This is a genomic window from Cellulosilyticum ruminicola JCM 14822, from assembly GCF_001311925.1.
GTDB lineage: Bacteria > Bacillota > Clostridia > Lachnospirales > Cellulosilyticaceae > Cellulosilyticum > Cellulosilyticum ruminicola.
On record NZ_BBCG01000011.1, the window covers coordinates 75091 to 92556 of the forward strand.

At 36.1% G+C, this 17466-nt stretch carries 15 protein-coding genes and 1 pseudogene; all 16 read right to left on the reverse strand.

The annotated features are described in order from the left end of the window. Positions 1–20: 20 nt before the first annotated feature. Positions 21–1778: a DNA primase gene (dnaG, locus tag JCM14822_RS06150; protein ID WP_054740617.1), complete on the reverse strand. Its 1758-nt coding sequence runs from the start codon at positions 1776–1778 to the stop codon at positions 21–23. A gap of 38 nt (positions 1779–1816) precedes the next feature. Further along, entirely contained in the window at positions 1817–2824 is a 1008-nt protein-coding gene (locus JCM14822_RS06155; protein WP_054740619.1) for a deoxyguanosinetriphosphate triphosphohydrolase, read from the reverse strand. A gap of 232 nt (positions 2825–3056) precedes the next feature. Next, positions 3057–3359, reverse strand: coding sequence for a DUF4372 domain-containing protein (locus JCM14822_RS20075; RefSeq protein WP_157047653.1), 303 nt, complete (start codon positions 3357–3359; stop codon positions 3057–3059). Positions 3360–3547: 188 nt separating this feature from the next. Next, positions 3548–4798 (reverse strand): glycoside hydrolase family 5 protein, encoded by a 1251-nt coding sequence (locus JCM14822_RS06160; protein WP_054740621.1) that lies wholly within the window; start codon positions 4796–4798, stop codon positions 3548–3550. 174 nt (positions 4799–4972) lie between these two features. Next, on the reverse strand, positions 4973–6610 hold the full coding sequence (locus JCM14822_RS06165; RefSeq protein WP_083461298.1) for a recombinase family protein: 1638 nt from the start codon (positions 6608–6610) through the stop codon (positions 4973–4975). A 77-nt stretch (positions 6611–6687) separates the two neighbouring features. Then, a complete protein-coding gene (locus JCM14822_RS20080) occupies positions 6688–6846 on the reverse strand; it encodes a hypothetical protein (protein WP_157047654.1) in 159 nt (52 codons plus the stop codon). Positions 6847–6857: 11 nt separating this feature from the next. Then, a complete protein-coding gene (locus JCM14822_RS06170; protein ID WP_054740623.1) occupies positions 6858–7418 on the reverse strand; it encodes a hypothetical protein in 561 nt (186 codons plus the stop codon). Between the two features lie 140 nt (positions 7419–7558). Further along, on the reverse strand, positions 7559–7918 hold the full coding sequence (locus JCM14822_RS06175; RefSeq protein WP_054740624.1) for a helix-turn-helix domain-containing protein: 360 nt from the start codon (positions 7916–7918) through the stop codon (positions 7559–7561). A 752-nt stretch (positions 7919–8670) separates the two neighbouring features. Further along, positions 8671–9273: a transcriptional repressor LexA gene (gene lexA / locus JCM14822_RS06185; protein ID WP_054740629.1), complete on the reverse strand. Its 603-nt coding sequence runs from the start codon at positions 9271–9273 to the stop codon at positions 8671–8673. A 158-nt stretch (positions 9274–9431) separates the two neighbouring features. Continuing rightward, the gene (locus JCM14822_RS06190; RefSeq protein ID WP_054740630.1) at positions 9432–11612 is read right to left on the reverse strand and encodes a hypothetical protein; all 2181 of its coding nucleotides are present in this window, start codon (positions 11610–11612) and stop codon (positions 9432–9434) included. A 264-nt stretch (positions 11613–11876) separates the two neighbouring features. Beyond that, on the reverse strand, positions 11877–13160 hold the full coding sequence (locus tag JCM14822_RS06195; protein WP_054740632.1) for an ATP-binding protein: 1284 nt from the start codon (positions 13158–13160) through the stop codon (positions 11877–11879). Between the two features lie 80 nt (positions 13161–13240). After that, positions 13241–13489 (reverse strand): hypothetical protein, encoded by a 249-nt coding sequence (locus tag JCM14822_RS06200; RefSeq protein WP_054740634.1) that lies wholly within the window; start codon positions 13487–13489, stop codon positions 13241–13243. A 14-nt stretch (positions 13490–13503) separates the two neighbouring features. Then, positions 13504–14835 carry a M48 family metallopeptidase gene (locus JCM14822_RS06205; protein WP_054740636.1) on the reverse strand — a complete coding sequence of 444 codons (1332 nt, stop codon included), beginning with the start codon at positions 14833–14835 and terminating at the stop codon, positions 13504–13506. A gap of 297 nt (positions 14836–15132) precedes the next feature. Then, on the reverse strand, positions 15133–15396 hold the full coding sequence (locus tag JCM14822_RS06210) for a hypothetical protein (protein ID WP_054740637.1): 264 nt from the start codon (positions 15394–15396) through the stop codon (positions 15133–15135). Between the two features lie 413 nt (positions 15397–15809). Continuing rightward, positions 15810–15908, reverse strand: a pseudogene (locus tag JCM14822_RS21670) (YkvA family protein); the annotation flags it as partial. A 279-nt stretch (positions 15909–16187) separates the two neighbouring features. After that, positions 16188–17039 (reverse strand): ADP-ribosylglycohydrolase family protein, encoded by an 852-nt coding sequence (locus JCM14822_RS06220; protein ID WP_242861422.1) that lies wholly within the window; start codon positions 17037–17039, stop codon positions 16188–16190. Positions 17040–17466: the final 427 nt, after the last annotated feature.

A 17466-nucleotide genomic window follows, 5' to 3' on the forward strand; every position in this document is an offset into this window, starting at 1 on the left:
CCTTTCTCCTGTCTACTATTCTAACCATTTATAAAATCAATATACAACTTGTCAAGTTCCTTTTTTTGAAATAGTAGATTTTGTAACTCATTTGGGTCTGTCGTAGTTTTTAAACTTCTTTCAAGATACTCCTTATTAATGCGCTTTATATTTTCTGCCACCATTTTTTGAAGTACCAAACTTTCCTCATAACGCTTATCTTTAAAGATGATTACATGAGAAATAATATTTTGGTCTACTGCATCTGGGTATTTTGCCGTAAAATAATTCATATCAATATCCACACCTGTTTTTAAAGCTTCAAATACTGCACCTGCTAAATCTTGTAATAATTTACCTGCAAACATATTTGGTGTAAGATGTTCTGCAGCCCTTTTTCCAATCTGAGGATAATGATATAATGTTGCTAAAAATAGCACTTCATTATTTAATACATTTTTCACATGATTTGGCATCTTTTCTTCTATTTGTGCTTTAGAATGTGATACTTTCTTATAATGTTGATTCATTTCTGCTTTAAAAACCTCAACATCCATATTGTACTCTTTACAAATCTCATCTATATAAATAGACTGCTCAATGCTGCTTCCTGATTCAGATAGCATGAGTGCTGTTTCTTGGAAAAACTTCACACGTTCCTCTGGATTTGTCATATCATGTCCTGATTCGATATACTTCACTTTAAACCAAATATCCGAAGGTGCTTGTTTAATTAAATCTTCCACTTCTTCTTTCGTATGCTGTTTTAGATACTCATCTGGATCTTTTCCACCCTGAAGCTGAAGTACTTTAACCTTAAGCCCTGCACCTCTTAAAATAGGAATCGCACGAAGCGTTGCATTTTTACCAGCATTATCACTATCATATAAAACAACAACTTGCTTTGTGTAACGCTTTAATATTTTAGCATGAAGTGGCGTAAATGCTGTACCAAGTGATGCTACTGTTTGGTCAAAACCTGCTTGATGCATTGCAATAACATCCATATAACCTTCAACTAAAATGAAATAATCGCTTTTCGTATTTTTAGCTATATGTAAACCATATAGTGTATTACTTTTATTAAACAAAATGTTTTCTGGAGAGTTAAGATACTTTGGTTGGCTGCCATCCATTACACGTCCGCCAAAAGCAATAACCTTTTTACTTGCATCAAAAATCGGATAGATTACTCTCCCTGCAAATCTGTCATACATCATACCTTGATTTTGACTTTTAAGTATTAGACCAGATTCTAATAATAGCTCATCACTATAACCTTTTTGACTTAAATACTTATATAAACTTGTATAAGCACTTGGTGAGTATCCTAACCCAAATTGTTTAATCGTTTCCATTAAAAGACCACGCTCTGTTAAATATTCTAATACATCTTTATGGCTTTCATCTCTAAGTGCAAAGTAAAAGAACTTTGCACTTTCTTTTAGAATCTCTAAAAGCTGGAGGCGTTTATGATTTTTAGCCATTTCTTCTTCTGATAAATATTCTTTATCAAGTTTAATATGCTCCCTTTCTGCTAAATATTTTAGTGCTTCTACGAAAGTCATATTTTCTTTTTGCATCACAAATGTGATAACATTTCCTCCTGCCCCACAACCGAAGCAATAATAAAGTTGCTTTTCTTCACTTACTGAAAACGAAGGTGATTTTTCGTTATGAAAAGGACATAGTCCTGTATAAGATGAACCTTTCTTTGTTAAGGTTGTGTATTCGGAGATAATAGATACAATATCACTTTTTTCTCTAACTTCTTCGATTACATGTTCTGGATATAACATCTACTCTCCTTCTTTCTATACTTCTTTTTAAACAAATCTTAATAGACCTGCCATGATCTTGGGAAAAACAAGTCCATATACTGATGAATTGCATAACGGTCTGTCATACCTGCAATATAATCACATACTATTTGCTTTTCAGAATCCCCCATTTTAAGCCTTTCTATGTATGATGGAGGCAATTTATCAAAATGCCCTATATAATATTCATAGAGTTTATAAACAACTTGTTTTGCCTTATCTTCTTGTTCTTTTGCTGATGAGCCAATATAAACCTTATCAAACAAAAAAGCTCGAAGCGCATAAAAGGTTGCTTTCACTTCCTGACTCATCACAATCTCATTTTTATCTTTACTCTGCATCACAATATTACTAATCAAAGTATTTACTCTTTCACTTTGTGTCTTACCTAAGACATCTACATACTCTTTAGGAATATCTGCAATCTGCAATACCTTGCCACGTATGGCATCATCAATATCATGATTAATATAAGCAATCTTATCAGCTAACTGGACAACTTTTCCTTCTACTGTAGAAGGTTTTCCTTTTGTTGGATGATTTAGAATACCATCTCTCACCTCAAAAGTCAAATTTAATCCTTGGCCATGATTCTCAAGGATGTTTACAACACGCAAACTTTGTTTATTATGTACAAATTCACCATTTGTAAGTTCTTGTAAACTATGTTCACCCGTATGACCAAAAGGCGTATGTCCAAGATCATGCCCTAAAGCAATTGCTTCTGTCAAATCTTCATTTAAACGAAGGGCTCTTGCAATTGTCCTTGCAATTTGAGAAACCTCTAGTGTATGGGTAAGCCTTGTTCTATAATGATCGCCTTCAGGCAATATAAAAACTTGTGTTTTTTGCGCAAGCCTTCTAAAAGCCTTTGAGTGTACTATGCGGTCACGATCCCTTTGAAATTCCGTTCGAAATTCACAAGGCGCTTCTTCTACAACTCGTCCTTTAGAATGTATACTTCGCATTGCTACTTGACTGAGTAACCTTTTTTCAACTTGTTCTTGTTCTTTTCTATAGCCCATTGGTATCACCCCACATATAATATATAATACGACACAAACTACATATTTCCTTTATAAATTTATTTTTTTGTCAAAACTACTCATTTTATACATCTTGTCAAGTTTTTTTTGTGCATTATTCCACACTCATTTCATTCTTACTTTCTACCTTACGCACCTACCTATTTAAGTATTCCAACTATATATCTCTCTTTACACTAATGTTTAGTTAATAACTAAAATTTCCATTGACTTATACTTCTAAAATATCCTTTACAGACTCAAATAAATAATTTCTATATTTATCCAGTAAAATCAGATGCACTAAAGTTGCTAAACTGATGTCTGGTAAGATTTCTGACATTTGCTCAGTCATACTTTGTTTTAAATCACGAAGTCCATCATGTTCACAAATATGAAAATAAATCATACTTGCAAGGTGTTCATGTGTAAAAAATTTATTCTTTTTAAAATCGGTATTTAGTTTAACAGTATATTTTTGAAGTAATCTCCAATCGATAAGGCCTATAAATTTTTTCGAATAAGGTAATATAATTGTCCATAGTCAGCTCCTTTGTGTTTGATATGGTCTAATAATTATATTAAACCTCAGGATGCTGGCTATTTTCATATCGAAAATTATGGAAATTTAGCCTTTAACATAGTAACTGTTTTCATGTCAATGGAAATAAAAGTTAGTAACTAAACAACAATAATATATTTTCTACTTAATGTTTCTTTTATTTAATCAGCATATTTCATAAGACCATCTACAATTTCCTTATATGGCCATATATTTGTCTTGCGATCTAATAATCCAAAGTTTTCTCCGCTTCCCTCAAAATTATTATTATCCCACCATATACAAGATATACCTCTTGTTCTAGCTGCAGCAATATAATAAGTTGCAAAATCTACGCGTGATTGTAAATTATCCTCTTTATCTCTTGCCCCAAACTCACCAATTACAACAGGTTTTCCTTTAGAGACGTATTTATAATATAAACCATCCATAAAAGTCGTTACTCCTTGTTGATCAGCAGTATTATCAACGCTCCAATTTGCAGTACTACCGGATTCATTTGTAGGTTGAAGTGCAAAAGCATATGGTGTATATGCATGAATAGATAAGATAATTTTGTTCTCTTGTGTATCCTCTGGTAATTTAAAAATATCATACAATGATGGTTCTGCCCCTGCAATATATGCTGGTACCATTAAATATCTATCTACATTTTTCCCACCACTTTTCCTTACTACATCTACAAATACTTGATTGAGTGTATTAATGCATTTTGCTGCATCCTCACAGCTTGGAATATTTGGATCAAAATTCCACTCGTTTGATTCCCCTTTAAGACGCGGCTCATTAATCCCTTCAAAAATCAAATGTTCATCGTAATCTTTAAAGCGCTCACTAATTTGTGTCCAAATATTATTCATATACTTTGTACTATTTTCTAAGCATTCACTAGTTGGATAATAATAAGATTTATCAATGTCATGATGAATATTAATGATAGCATACATATCATTTTTCATTACATAATCAACGACCTCTTGTACACGATCCATCCAGGCTTTACTAATTATAAATTCCTCATCTTCTAAATGATTATGCCAAGAAACAGGAATACGCACAGTATTAAATCCCGCTTCTTTTATAGTGTCAATCATTTCTTTAGTTGTTTTAGTCTTACACCATAACGTCTCATAATTCATTTCATCACTGGTGCTATTTCCGTCAGTATTAGCATCAAAAGTATTCCCTAAATTCCAGCCTATTTTTAATGTATGTACAAACTCTAAAGCCTCATTATCAGGGATATCAAATTGCTGCATCGCCACATCTGGTATAACTATATTTTTATCACTTGTAAGTATTGCCTCATTTTTTATATTTTCTGTTACACTACTTGCTACTTCTTTACCACAACCACTTAATACACTTAAAAGCATACTTATCACAATCATATTAATAGTCATTTTTTTCATTGCAAATTTCCTCCGTTTTTTATGTTTATTTTATGCTAAAAAAGCCATGTGAGAAGTAAACTAATATCTACCTCTCATAGGGCTTTTTAAGACATTTATCTATATGTCTAATAATTATTTTTCTGCAATAGCTGCTTGTGCTGGAGCAGGCATGTGACGTATCTTTTATATCACTTAAAGCGGTCGACAGTTGTTTTTTTTCCAATCGGAAGTGGTCTGACTGTATACTTCATTTCCAAAGGTAGGATTCAGATACCAAATGAAATCTCCGTGATCATATACCACACGGTCCACAAAGTTATCAATCACTGTTTCAGGAATCTTTGCCCTGGCATCATAAGCAGTCATCTTAATGAACTCAGAAAGACTTTCAATACGTCTAACCTTTGCTCCATTATCTTCCAATTCTAAAATCTGCTGTCTACACTCACTATTAATTTTTTCAATGTTTGAAATCTGATCTTCCAGTTTCTTTTTCTTACTGCGAAAGACTTCTCTGGAAATATCTCCATCCGCACACATGTCAACCAAATTAGCCATTTGCTTATGGAGCTTGTCGAGTTGTTTCATGTTTCGTTCAAGCTTTTCCTTATCATTTCTTTCAGTAGCTTTAACCTCAGCCACATCACTTAACATCGACATTGCTTCACGGTAAATAGCTTCCTTATTGTTTAAAAGCTTTTTAAAAATGAAATCAGCCTGAACTTCTAACTTCCATTCCATAAACGATGAGTTGTCACAGATTCCATCAACCTCAAGTCCTTTCTTCCGTCTGCTTTCAGGAGTGCCTGTTCTTAACTGTCCATAGCACTGATAAATGTACGAAAGATTTCCATCTTTGGCCTTGTGAGCGATTCTTCTGTTCATAGCATAACCACAGGTACAAACAAGTTTGTTACCCCAGATATGCTTGCATGGTGACTGACCAACAGATCTACCTCTTTTATCACGTTTTCCGATTCGATGTTTTGCTCTTAACTCCTGAGCTCTATCAAAATCTTCAGGTGATACCAGTTTCTCATGTGTGCCTTCTACATAAACCTTTTCAACATCTCCATAATTATTGATTTTCTTTTGAACCAGATAATCAGGAACATATTGCTTACGATAAACGATTCTACCGCAATAAAAAGGATTGCTAAGCATTCTGTTGATGTAACCAGACTGCCATCTGGTAAGTCCTGTTGCAGTCTTTCGGCCCTCCTGCTCCATGATGTCCTGAATTTTACGAACACCATTTCCAGCAAGATATAACTCAAAGATTCGCTTTACAGTGCCGGCCTGTTCCTTATTTACAATAAGTTTGTCACCTACTCTGTCATAACCGAGAATATTGCCGTTACCATACAAGACTCCATTCTTAAATGAAATCATCTGACCGGCTTTTACTCTCTGGGAGATCTTCTTGCTTTCGTTCTGGGCCAGCGTAGCCATGATAGAAAGACGTAACTCTCCATCCTCATCATTCAGTGTCCAGATATTATCTTCTGTGAACCACACCTCCACGCCATAAGTTTTGAGGGTTCTGGTCTGCTGAAGTGTATCAACTGTGTTACGTGCAAACCTGGATACCTCTCTGGTAACAATTAGATCAAACTTCTTATCTTTTGCATCCTTGAGCATTCTCATAAAGGATTCACGCTTGTGAATAGATGTACCGGTAATACCTTCATCAATATATCTATCAACCAACGTCCAATCCGGATGTCTGCTCAAAATATCATCATAGTACTGCACTTGATTCTCCAAGGCAGAAATCTGCGCCTCATGCTCTGTAGAAACACGGGCGTAGATAGCAACTTTTCTTGCCATAACGCACCTCGCATTCCTCAATCAAGCTGTACCAGATGAGATCTAGATACAGCTTAATTATATAATCAATATCTTGTTTACTCAACGGGTAAATTGCGCTTTTTAGCGATATACCTCAGTTCTTCGTCTGTAAGCTTTCCTTCTTTTTTAAGCTGCTTCATAATGTCAAACGCAGCCAGTTTAATAGCCATTTCCTCTGCTTCCGGAGGAAATGTAAGCTCTTTTAATTCCTTCATGACCATCCCTCCTATAGCTTCTCAACGAAATATTTCTCCATGTAAGAAATCAATTCACAATGAATACGGCTTGCCTTTCTCCTGACAACTGGAACCGTTACACCAGCTTCCTCAGCCAGTGCGTAGTAATCCTTCTCCTGCTTAAGAAGCGGAATAATAATCTCCTGCTCCTTCACACTAAGTGCATGCAGGTGTCTTCTAAAAGAAGCGTATTCATCAGCCATCATCACGATGACATACTCTCTTCGCTTGAATTCCTGTACCAAAGCCGGATCTGATAAAGCATCCTCTGCTGAATTCAGTCCATTTAATGCTCCCTCAAGCATTACATCAAGAACCGCTTCATCCGCTGTAGGATTACTGTAGTTACCCAAATTCTGAATACGGACTCCAAGCTCATCTTTGTGATTGCTACGCTTTCTCTCCTTCTCTGCCTTGATTTCATAAATAAGTCTCATCTTGCAATCCTCGATGATTCCCAGGAAGGAAGAGTAATTGGAATAGATCAGCTCGGCCCTCTCCCTCGCTGATTTGTCACCGTAGTTTTCATAAAAATCAACCTCAGTGGCCATATACACCTCCTATATTCAGTTGTGTTTATGTCACTAGGCTGCGCGCTGCTTCGTAATTTCTTTACATAATTCATTCTATTGGAACAGGGCTTTTGAATCGTTACCGCAATCGTGTACCAAAGGTTCACAAGCTGTGTACTTTAGCCCTCAAGAATCTGAATCTGCCTAAGCATCGCAAGTGCAGACTGCTTTGCCTTATCCGTCTTCAGATTGTTTAGAATCTCTATTGCTTCATTCACAACAGGATCAAGATTATCCAGCGTGTCGCCGTTTAATATATAATCAGCAGATACATGAAACAGGCGGCTCAGCTGTGTAAACATCTCAGCTGAAACACCTCTGCTGTTATTCTCATAATTGGATATAGCAGACTTCCCCTCAAGATGAAGCTTTACTGCAAGCTCCTCCTGGGTAAATCCCGCATCCGTTCTAAGTTTCTTAATTCTTCCACCAAATGTAGTTACATCAATTGCTCCATTGTTTCTGTTTACTTTTTTCATAATCTGCACCCTTTCCGGTGCCTTTCAAAACAGAAGCGAACCGAAAAAGAGCGCAAAATAAAAAGACCTGCAAAACAAATGCTAATAAACCTTCTGTATGTAAACATACTTCAAGTTAGCTTCTGTTTTGCAGGCCCTTTTTAATCTGAATAGATGTCTTATGCTCAAAGGCTGCACCTATCCGTAGTAAATACGACTCTCTTCACAAACTCTTGGTTCTCAGGTGCCACTCCTTTGTAAGTCTTTTAACGCATCTTCTGTGCGACCAATTCAGCGATCTACCTGATAACCTCATCAATATTTAATTGTAGTAATATACCAGCTGCTGCTATTTCGTGATTTCATTAATCTTGGCAGCATATCTGGTTAAACGAGCATGTCTCTTCTTCGCAAGCTCCTCCTCAGATCTCGTATCATCAAATACGGATACCTTGCCTTTCTTCACGCACACAACAAGGCGGGCACCGCATTCCGGGCAAACCATATAGGAAGTTGTACTAGCTGACTCCATAAGAAATGCCCCGCATCTGTGGCAGCAAACCACACATTCCCCAGTTTTTTCCTCCGCAAAACTCACCAACATCACGCCTCCTTTGACTATCAAGGTTGATATCTCTCATTCGGAAAAGGGAAAGAAACCGATATGATGAGTGTACATAATTCTCCCGACAATGACCTTTCCGTAAGTGTAGTCAACACTGCCATCATCAACTGCAACGACTATTCTGATCTTTTAAACTGTTTAGCACACATTACGCAAGGTTCTTAATAACCTTGACTGCTACACCCTGAATCTTACAATCAGAAACAATAATGTCCTTCATGGTCTTATTCTCAGGATGAAGCCTGATCTGTTTGTTCTCTTTGTCTACAAAATAGCGCTTCAGCGTGTTCTCATTTGCTACCAGGACAACAACAATATCGCCATCCATGGCTTCTGACTGCTTTCTGACAAGTACCAGATCTCCCGGTGCAATTCCAGCTTCAATCATCGACTCGCCCTTAGCCCTAAGTAAGAAAAAAGTTCCTTTGCCAAACATCGAAACAGGCAATGACACATATTCCTCTATGTACTCTTCCTCCAGCGTAGGAACGCCGCAGGAAACAGCTCCAAGTAGTGCCACACTTGTAAACTCTGTCTGAACCTTCTCGGTCTGCTCAGTAGAAATCTGCTGGCCATCGTAGCTGATCATGCCATTCTCATTCATGGCTACCAGATACTTATATGCAGTTCCTCTGGCAATACCGACCGCATCTGCAATCTCTGTTGTAGACGGTGAATGGCGATAATTCTTGTAGTATTCTTCTACATAGGCCTTAATAGTACCCATAAGCTCTGTAGATTTGTGTCTCATACGCCGCTCCTTTCTAAAGGAAGCAGTTTGCTTTCGTTACTTCCTGATTAGAAGTATATCACTACGAACGTGCGTTTGCAAGTCGTTTTGCATGCTTTTTACTCTCACTCTTTCCCTTTTATAATTCAAAACAAAGACTAAAAATTTTAAAACTATATTTAAATGATAATAAACATTTTATTTGCTATTTCAGTCATAGCATTTCCAATTTCCTCTACGATAAGCTTAGTAAATTCCTTCGTCTTAAAAATCTCAAGAAATTTCATCTGCATTATGCGTATAGTTTCATCATAACTTATAGGCAGCTGATAAATGGCATCTATCTGGTTGGACACCCATACGTTACTGTAAGAAAGATTTTTTGCCACCTTATCCATAACAGAATAGTATTTATCACTACCCATAAAATAGTTCTCAAAAATGTAATGCAGCACCTGATTATCACGACTTTTCTTATCTTCTACAAGTGCAGGATTAACATTCCTAAGAGCTTTTTCTGCTAAGGTACCATCCAAATCCATAACACTAATCAGTTTCTCTAGATCGTTAATTCCTATATTATCAGTTACAGTTTTGATAGCTTTTGCATTATACAGAGTCATAAACTCAGGTATATACTGTCTAAGCAAGCTAAACAGCATCCCTTTCATATTGATGCTGAAATTACCATACACCTTCGCTCGGGTTGTATATCCTCTTCCTTGCCTTAAGTTACTGTAATAACATACAACACTGCGACCGTGTATTCTTGTAGGATCTGTAATCTGATAACCATTAATAAGTGCCTTATCTGATATTAATTTGCTTTGAATACCACTCACTTCAGTTGCAAGTAAGCTTTCATTTGCCATAAAACTGATGGCCGGCAAATTTTCATCAATAACTGAGACAAAAACTGGATATTTAATTCCATGAGGAAGCACACGTTTCTGTGTGTCTTCAATGGCAGAATATACTGAACTGTATAAGCCTTCTGGCGTAAACCTACGTATCTGATCACTCCCAAGATTTTTCAAGCTAAGCTGAATTGGATCTATCTTTTCTTCATGATATCTAAGCGACAGCCAATTCACATCCTGATATTTGAACAACTCATTGTAACGCTTTGATAAATCCTCAACTTCATTTATTGCTTCCAAAATATGATTATCATAATCTGAAAGTTGCATCGACACTGCCTGCTTATTCGCATTAATCTTTGATTCAATAATACGATCCGCTTTTGTAAGAATGATTCTAACTGGAACATCTAATTTAGATGCCTCTTTCAGTTTCTTTTCAATAGCATCACAACTTTCAGCAAGCGTTTTATCTCTTTCCTCAAGGTTTAACAGCAGCATAATACTATCCGGAATTGTACTTAAAGCCACATCTAATGCTTCTTTTATATATGCTTCTCCATCATCCAACTGATTAAGCCCCATTGTATCTTTAAGGCAAAACCTCAAAGGATACTCTTCACTATTAAGTTCAATTAATTCCTTACGAGGTCTACTTATCAAGGTCATTTCCTCAACAACAAGGCTATACGCTTTGTACGGGTTAAACAACTCCTGTAAAACTCTTGCGCCCTCGTTTTCTATTCCCTGATCTCCTAAATCATATTCGTATATTTTATCTTTTGTTGGTGCTTCTCCCAGGATATCAATTAGTCTATTCTTTACAATACTTCCGATACTATTAAGCCAATCATAGTATTTCTTCCAAACCGGAGAATTATCGCCCAATCCTTCTATGATATCTTCAAAGACCATTCTTCTAATCTCTGCCATAGGCTTCTTACTCGACTTAGGATACATCTTCTTTTTTTCAGCCACACGGTCAGAAAAAGACGGTTCAATTTCATCCACTGCTTCGAGTAATGGGAGTAGCACATTTCTCATATCATCAAGATCTATAGCTGGAACTAGCTCTTTCAAATGATAAGCTTTATCATCAGGTTCAAAAACCTTTTCAATGAATTCCTCATCAATATTATCTGCCCACTCATCGCTATCAATATCTTTGTCATTATACAAATCTGCAAGTTTCAACATGACATTGTAGTGTACATCTTTTGCAGCAAACTGTTTCATACATATCTTCAGTGCAACTTTGTTCTCATCTTCGATTCGTTCATCGCAAATGAATTTCGTAGGTATGATAGTAGTTTGCTTTTTCTCTCCAATACCAACCTGAATTATACCCACAAGGCGATGGTTGAGAATTGAATAAATCAATGTCGTTTTACCTGATCCTGTAGGTCCTATTACGCAAATCGTAGGAATTGACTTGCTTCGTCTTGCTACTTTCGCTGGTGTTAGTGAAATAAAATTTCTGTTATGTTTGTCTTTAGTCATAAAAAACCTCCTTAAATGGAATTAATAGTAATCGAGACATGATTCCATCCAAGAAGGTTTAGAATAAAAAAGCTGTGCAAACATGCACAGCTAATATTCCAAAAACCAATATCGCCGCACATACAAAAACTTCCCTACTTGAAAGCCTTATGTACCGTAATGATATCTACTCACCGTTTCCGTATTTCGTGTCTTGTAGAAATCACATCTCTAGTATATTTTTATCACCAGCAAATAAAATTGTCAATCTTTTTTCAAAAATTTTTAAATTTTCGCCGAATAATTTTGTTTATTAAGTACCTCATCCACGTAACATATTGCTTTCTTAAACTCCGCTGATGTATTCTGTTTCATATTCTGATATTTATCTTCATATATGTTTCTCAGTAGAAGCATAAAATAATCCTTGTTCTGAATAATAATTCTAGCATCTACTGTTCTAATAGCGCAAAACAAATATTTCAAGTCATCTTCTGCAACGGCTAACACTGAATTATCTTGGGCCAGCAGTGCCTCTTGCATTTTTATTTTTTTTCTGTAAGCTATCGTTCCTGTGTCTCTAAGTTTCTCTTGATATAATGACTCCTTTATCCTTGTCTCAACATGTTCTTTAGAACCGCTATACCCAACTACATGCTCAATATAGTCTCTAGGAAGATTTTTCAAATAGTAAAACACTGGTAGATTTTTCGCTTGTGAGTTAAGGATAAATTTCATATATTCAGCGCTATTTGACACTTTTTCTTGAAATAAGAAGCATTCAATAATTCTATTATTTGACAATGCAACCTCTTTTTCTCCAATAGTTACCGAAATAGGAGTTTCCTGCGTTTTCTTTACTTCTCCGACAATTGATAGAACTGGCTCCCCATCTGTCTCAACAAATTTACCTTTATCCACAAATCGAATCTGATTTAATAATTCAGAGCTTATGTAAAGAGAATTTTTTTCTCCATACAATTTACCAGAGCTTGTATTTAATATCATCGTATTTGAAACACCCGCCATGCTTATCTGTCGTATTTTGTCCATCCACAGTGAGTTTATTTTCTTAGTTTCTTCATCTAATATACTTCTCAACTCTGCATATTGTATTTCAGTGTTCTCGGCTTTGTATCTATAGTATATGGCTCCTATTTTTAATTTCTCTTCAACATACTTCTTACAAATAACTGGTTTTGTTGTAGCTTCATGTACTTCAATAATACCGTATTTATTACCTTCAAACTCGTAAATATCACGTTCAAATTCAATAGCAGGTTCAAAATGTTCTCTTACAAAGTTTGACCAAACAGAAAGATCTCGCTCTTCAAATTTTTTTAAACTCTTATCATTTAATCCTGTCATTACATGTGGTTTGTCTTTGATGCCAAAAATAATATGTCCCCCTTTATTATTAGCCATTGCAGCCATTGCGCGGACATACTCGGGCATGCTTCCCCATCCAAAATTCTGTTTGTATTCTATGGTATATCCTTCTTGAGTGCCAATGCAACCTGAATTTTGGGTACTTTTTTGAAATATTCTTTGTAATCTTTTTTCATTCATTTTTTCACCCCATAAAAAATACTTCTGGTCATAATTGCAGTCTATTTAAGATCATTTTCATTTATTATCAAATCTTTCGTTCACTTGTTTTTATCTATTTCACCAAGCCGCTCTTGGAACTTAATAAACCAATCAACAAACTTCTTCTCGTTCTTCTTAGCTTTTATCTCAGCAAAAAGCTTATTTGATTCTTCTACATTTTTCTCCTTAACAGCATCCTGATACTTATATAGAACCTTGGAGCACTCTACACAAATATTAATGTCTTTTTCTAGCTCTTCAAAAGACTCCAAAAGTTTTTTCTTTCTACCACAACACGTACATTTCATTACAAACACCTCCACTAAGCAAATGCTGGCATCATATCAACTTCAATGATATCTTCATCCTTAATTACTTCCCTTGTATTTACAGCCTTCTCAAAATATGGCATTAAGAATTGCTCAATATCATAGTACTGATGATTAGACTTTAACAGATTTCTTTGAAGCTTATTAATATCTTTACCTGCATCATCAAGCAATGTAATAAGCCTATCTATTTCCTCTTCCGTCAGCAAATAATCAACAGCCATATTTGCAATGACAGCATTAAACAATCTTGCTGTAATAACAGCATCGTCCTCTTTAAAGAGATTTGTAAGTTGCTTCATAGCAACGCCTAATATAGTTCCTCCTAATAAGCCTCCTGCAAATCCTATTACCGCACCTAACTTCTTATTTATTTTCTTTCCAACCTTCTCACCAATTTTACCTGCAGCCATTCCAGCGCCATAGGCACCAGCAATATTTCCAAAGAATGAGGCACTGAGTGAAACCATATTTTTTACAAACTGGGTTCCAGTAATTTTCTTGTCTATTACTTTGTAAATATCAGGAACAGCAAAGACCGTAAATAATACCCCTTCTGAAACTGCTGTACTTCGTAATGCTTTTGCAAAGCTCTTTGAAGCTGCTTCTCCAGATATCCTTGCTTGGCCTAGGAGCGCTCTTTTTGCATTAATCAATTCCGTTACAAGCTTTGTTCCCAATGCATCTGTAATCTTTTCCGACAAAGGAATCATAGCCCTTGTTAAACCGGTACGTGCAATCTGATTAGAAATAAGATTTGCTGCAAACGCTGGGCCGAATACCTGAATAGCTGTATCTATTGCTGCATCTTGAGCCTTTTTTCTGTTCTTAGTCTTCCAGAAAACAATTCCAAAAGAAGCCAATGCCGAAATACCTGCTGCAAATGTACAAGTAACCGTTCCCGTAGCAATATCATAGGTTATAGACTCGAAAGTTCCTGCTTTCGCAAGATTACGAGCCTGCGCATACGTCAACTTGCTTTTTCTCACCAATTCTTTAGCTTGGCTAGGATCTGTCACGCCTGGAACCTGCCCTTTTGCGATTTTCTTTTCCATCGCAAGAACAGCTTTTTCGTATTGGTCAGATGGGACTTCAACCTGCATTGGTTTTCCAGATTTCAAATCATAGTATCTATACTCAAGTACGCCTGTATCTGGATTTTTCTTAAAGCAAGCGCCAACACTTGAATTTGCATTCTTGCAAAATTTACATTGAACCGGCTTTCCATTAATCAATTTATCAGGACCATTTTTTGCATTATCACGTCCTACAACTGTAGACTTATCTCCACTAAGCTTATCTAAAATGGTACTTCCTTCTTCCACATAAATTCCATGACCAGTTTTACTCTGATCAGCTCCATAAGCAGCATTAAAAGTCGCCTGTTCAAAATTTAATGCTTCTACCTCTCCAAGTGCTGCAGATTCACTAAAGTCATACGCTTGAGCCTCTATTCGCTGTAATTCTTTTTCATAATTTTCAAAGAAGGAACATACATCCTTATTCTTAAAATATAGAATAGGAACATCTCCACTCCGAAGAACATATACTTTTTCACCGTCAATTTCTTCTCTATCAAATGAGTATGATTCAGGATCGAAGTATTCCCATAATACAATCTGTTAAAAAAGCTTCAGCTCGTTTTCTTTTTTATTCTCGCCCTTTTTACTTTTCTTCAACGCACGTCTGGATGCCTTAAGAACTATTCCCCTATCAGTAATAACAGTTCCCTCTGGATACCCAGCAAAAGATTGAATATCTGCCCATAAAATATCAAAATCATTGGGCACCGGCATATACTCTCTAATCTTTGCTATATTCTTTTCTGTCAATTCTGTTGGTGATGATGGCATAAGCTTCATCAGCTTCTCCAGAATATCATTCATCTAAAACACCCTCTTCTACATCAAAATAATTTTCGTATTTATGAATGAACGCTTCATGAATAGCATCCAATCTTCCAACCGGGGATCATTCAAAATCCGTCTTATCAATTACACCATTTAAAAAGGCTATATAATCTTCTTCTTTTTCAAGATACATTTCCTTTAAAATAAGTAACAGGAAGATTAATACTGTAAACAGTAGATCTATATGGCTCTTCTAGGATATCTTCAACAGCATACACACTAACCTTTTCATCCTTTGAAAGGACTAAAGCACCCAATGCTCTGTTATCTAATAGCTCTAGAATCGCCCCTCCAACCTGCTCTTCCAATTCTTCTATAGCATTTTCACGCAACTTTTCCTGCCATGATTTGTATTTTTCCAAATCATGACCAACGCCTAAGCTCAGCACAAGGGTAACTACCGCAGCATCATCAATATATCCGGCAACTGGTATAAAGTCTGGTATTAAATCAATTGGGCTAATAACATATATTAGTGCCGCTAAGATTGAAATAATAGAAGTCAATGGTATATCTGTATATTCCCGTTTAATATATGACTCCACCAGCTGATACATACTTATTATGTCATCGATAACTGTTCCCAAAACCGGAATATCATATGCTTTATGAATAAAAACTTCAAACTTAATCTTAAATTTTTCCCACTTACTTGCATTATTAAGTATTTCTTCAGCTTTACTTTTCTTTGAAAAAAGAGCATTCTTCAATTCTTCTTCTGTAAAATTAGTTTTAAATCTCTTCGTAATAATCACCCCATACTATGTTTACTTGCTAAGCATCATAAATTGCTCATATACTGCACGCATATCCGGCTCGATTCGAGCCAAAGTCTCATCCTTGTAGTTTTCTGGAATACCATAAAATGCTTCTGCAATCCCAGCTGAAATACATGTTAAAGTGTCACAATCACCACCAAGAGAAACTGCGCATCTAACAACGTCCTCAAACTCTGTTCCCTCAATAAAAGCTGTAATAGCTTCAGGCACAGTCTCCTGGCAACTCTCTACATGCCTATATGATGGTCGAATATCATCAAGTGTTCTAGATAAATCGTATCCAAATTCGTCTATAATATATTTCTTAATTTCATCTTTTAACTTACCGGTTCTTGCAAGGAAAATAGCTGATGCTGTAGCTTCTGCACCTTTTATTCCTTCAGGATGATTATGGGTTACTTCTGCTGTAATTCTTGCGACTTCCCTTGTGCGTTCAATAGTGTCATAAAGCCACCCAGCAGAAGAAACTCGCATAGCAGAACCATTACCCCAACTTCCATACGGGCTTTCGTCGTTAAGCTGCAACCACCAGATAAATCTTCCTCCATATCCGGCTCCTGGATATCTTCTTCCCCAAGTCTTCATTGCTTTAATTACTTCGTGTCTTATAGTATCAACGTCTGCATCAATGCCAGCCTTCATTAGACCATCTGCTACAGCTATAGTCATAACAGAATCATCCGTGTATTCTGACTCATCTATAAATAAAGGGCCAAAATCCTTTATCTTTTCTCCACGATCAAACTCATAAGGCTTCCAACGATATCTCCAAGAATTGCTCCAATCATTACTTTGCCCTCCTTCCGTTCTTTTGGCCTCGTTTCTCGTAATCGCGATCAATCTCTTCTTTCCATGCTCCACCTGCAAATGTCATAGCCATATCTGCAGCTTTACATTGTCTCACACGAGTGACGGCAGCTTCAAGAACCTGATAATTAAGGGCTGTACCTACATCATCACAATTGTAGTTTGCAGCTCGATCTCGCTAATGCCCATGTTACCTGCAACTTCAATTGCATCAATATTGGCTCCTAAAAAAAGGAACTCCCAGTTATACAATGTCATTTAGTTAAGTGATATTATATAAAAAAGGTCATCTACGAATAGTTAAATATTGGTAGATGACCTTTTTTATAGCTTAAACTCTATCTAAATGTATAATTTTAAGTATGGCAAATAGACAGAATACTTATTCTGTCTAAAAAATTGATAAATACCTATTTTATGCTACTCTATAGTTAAAGCTTACCGCTTTTTTAAATTTGAC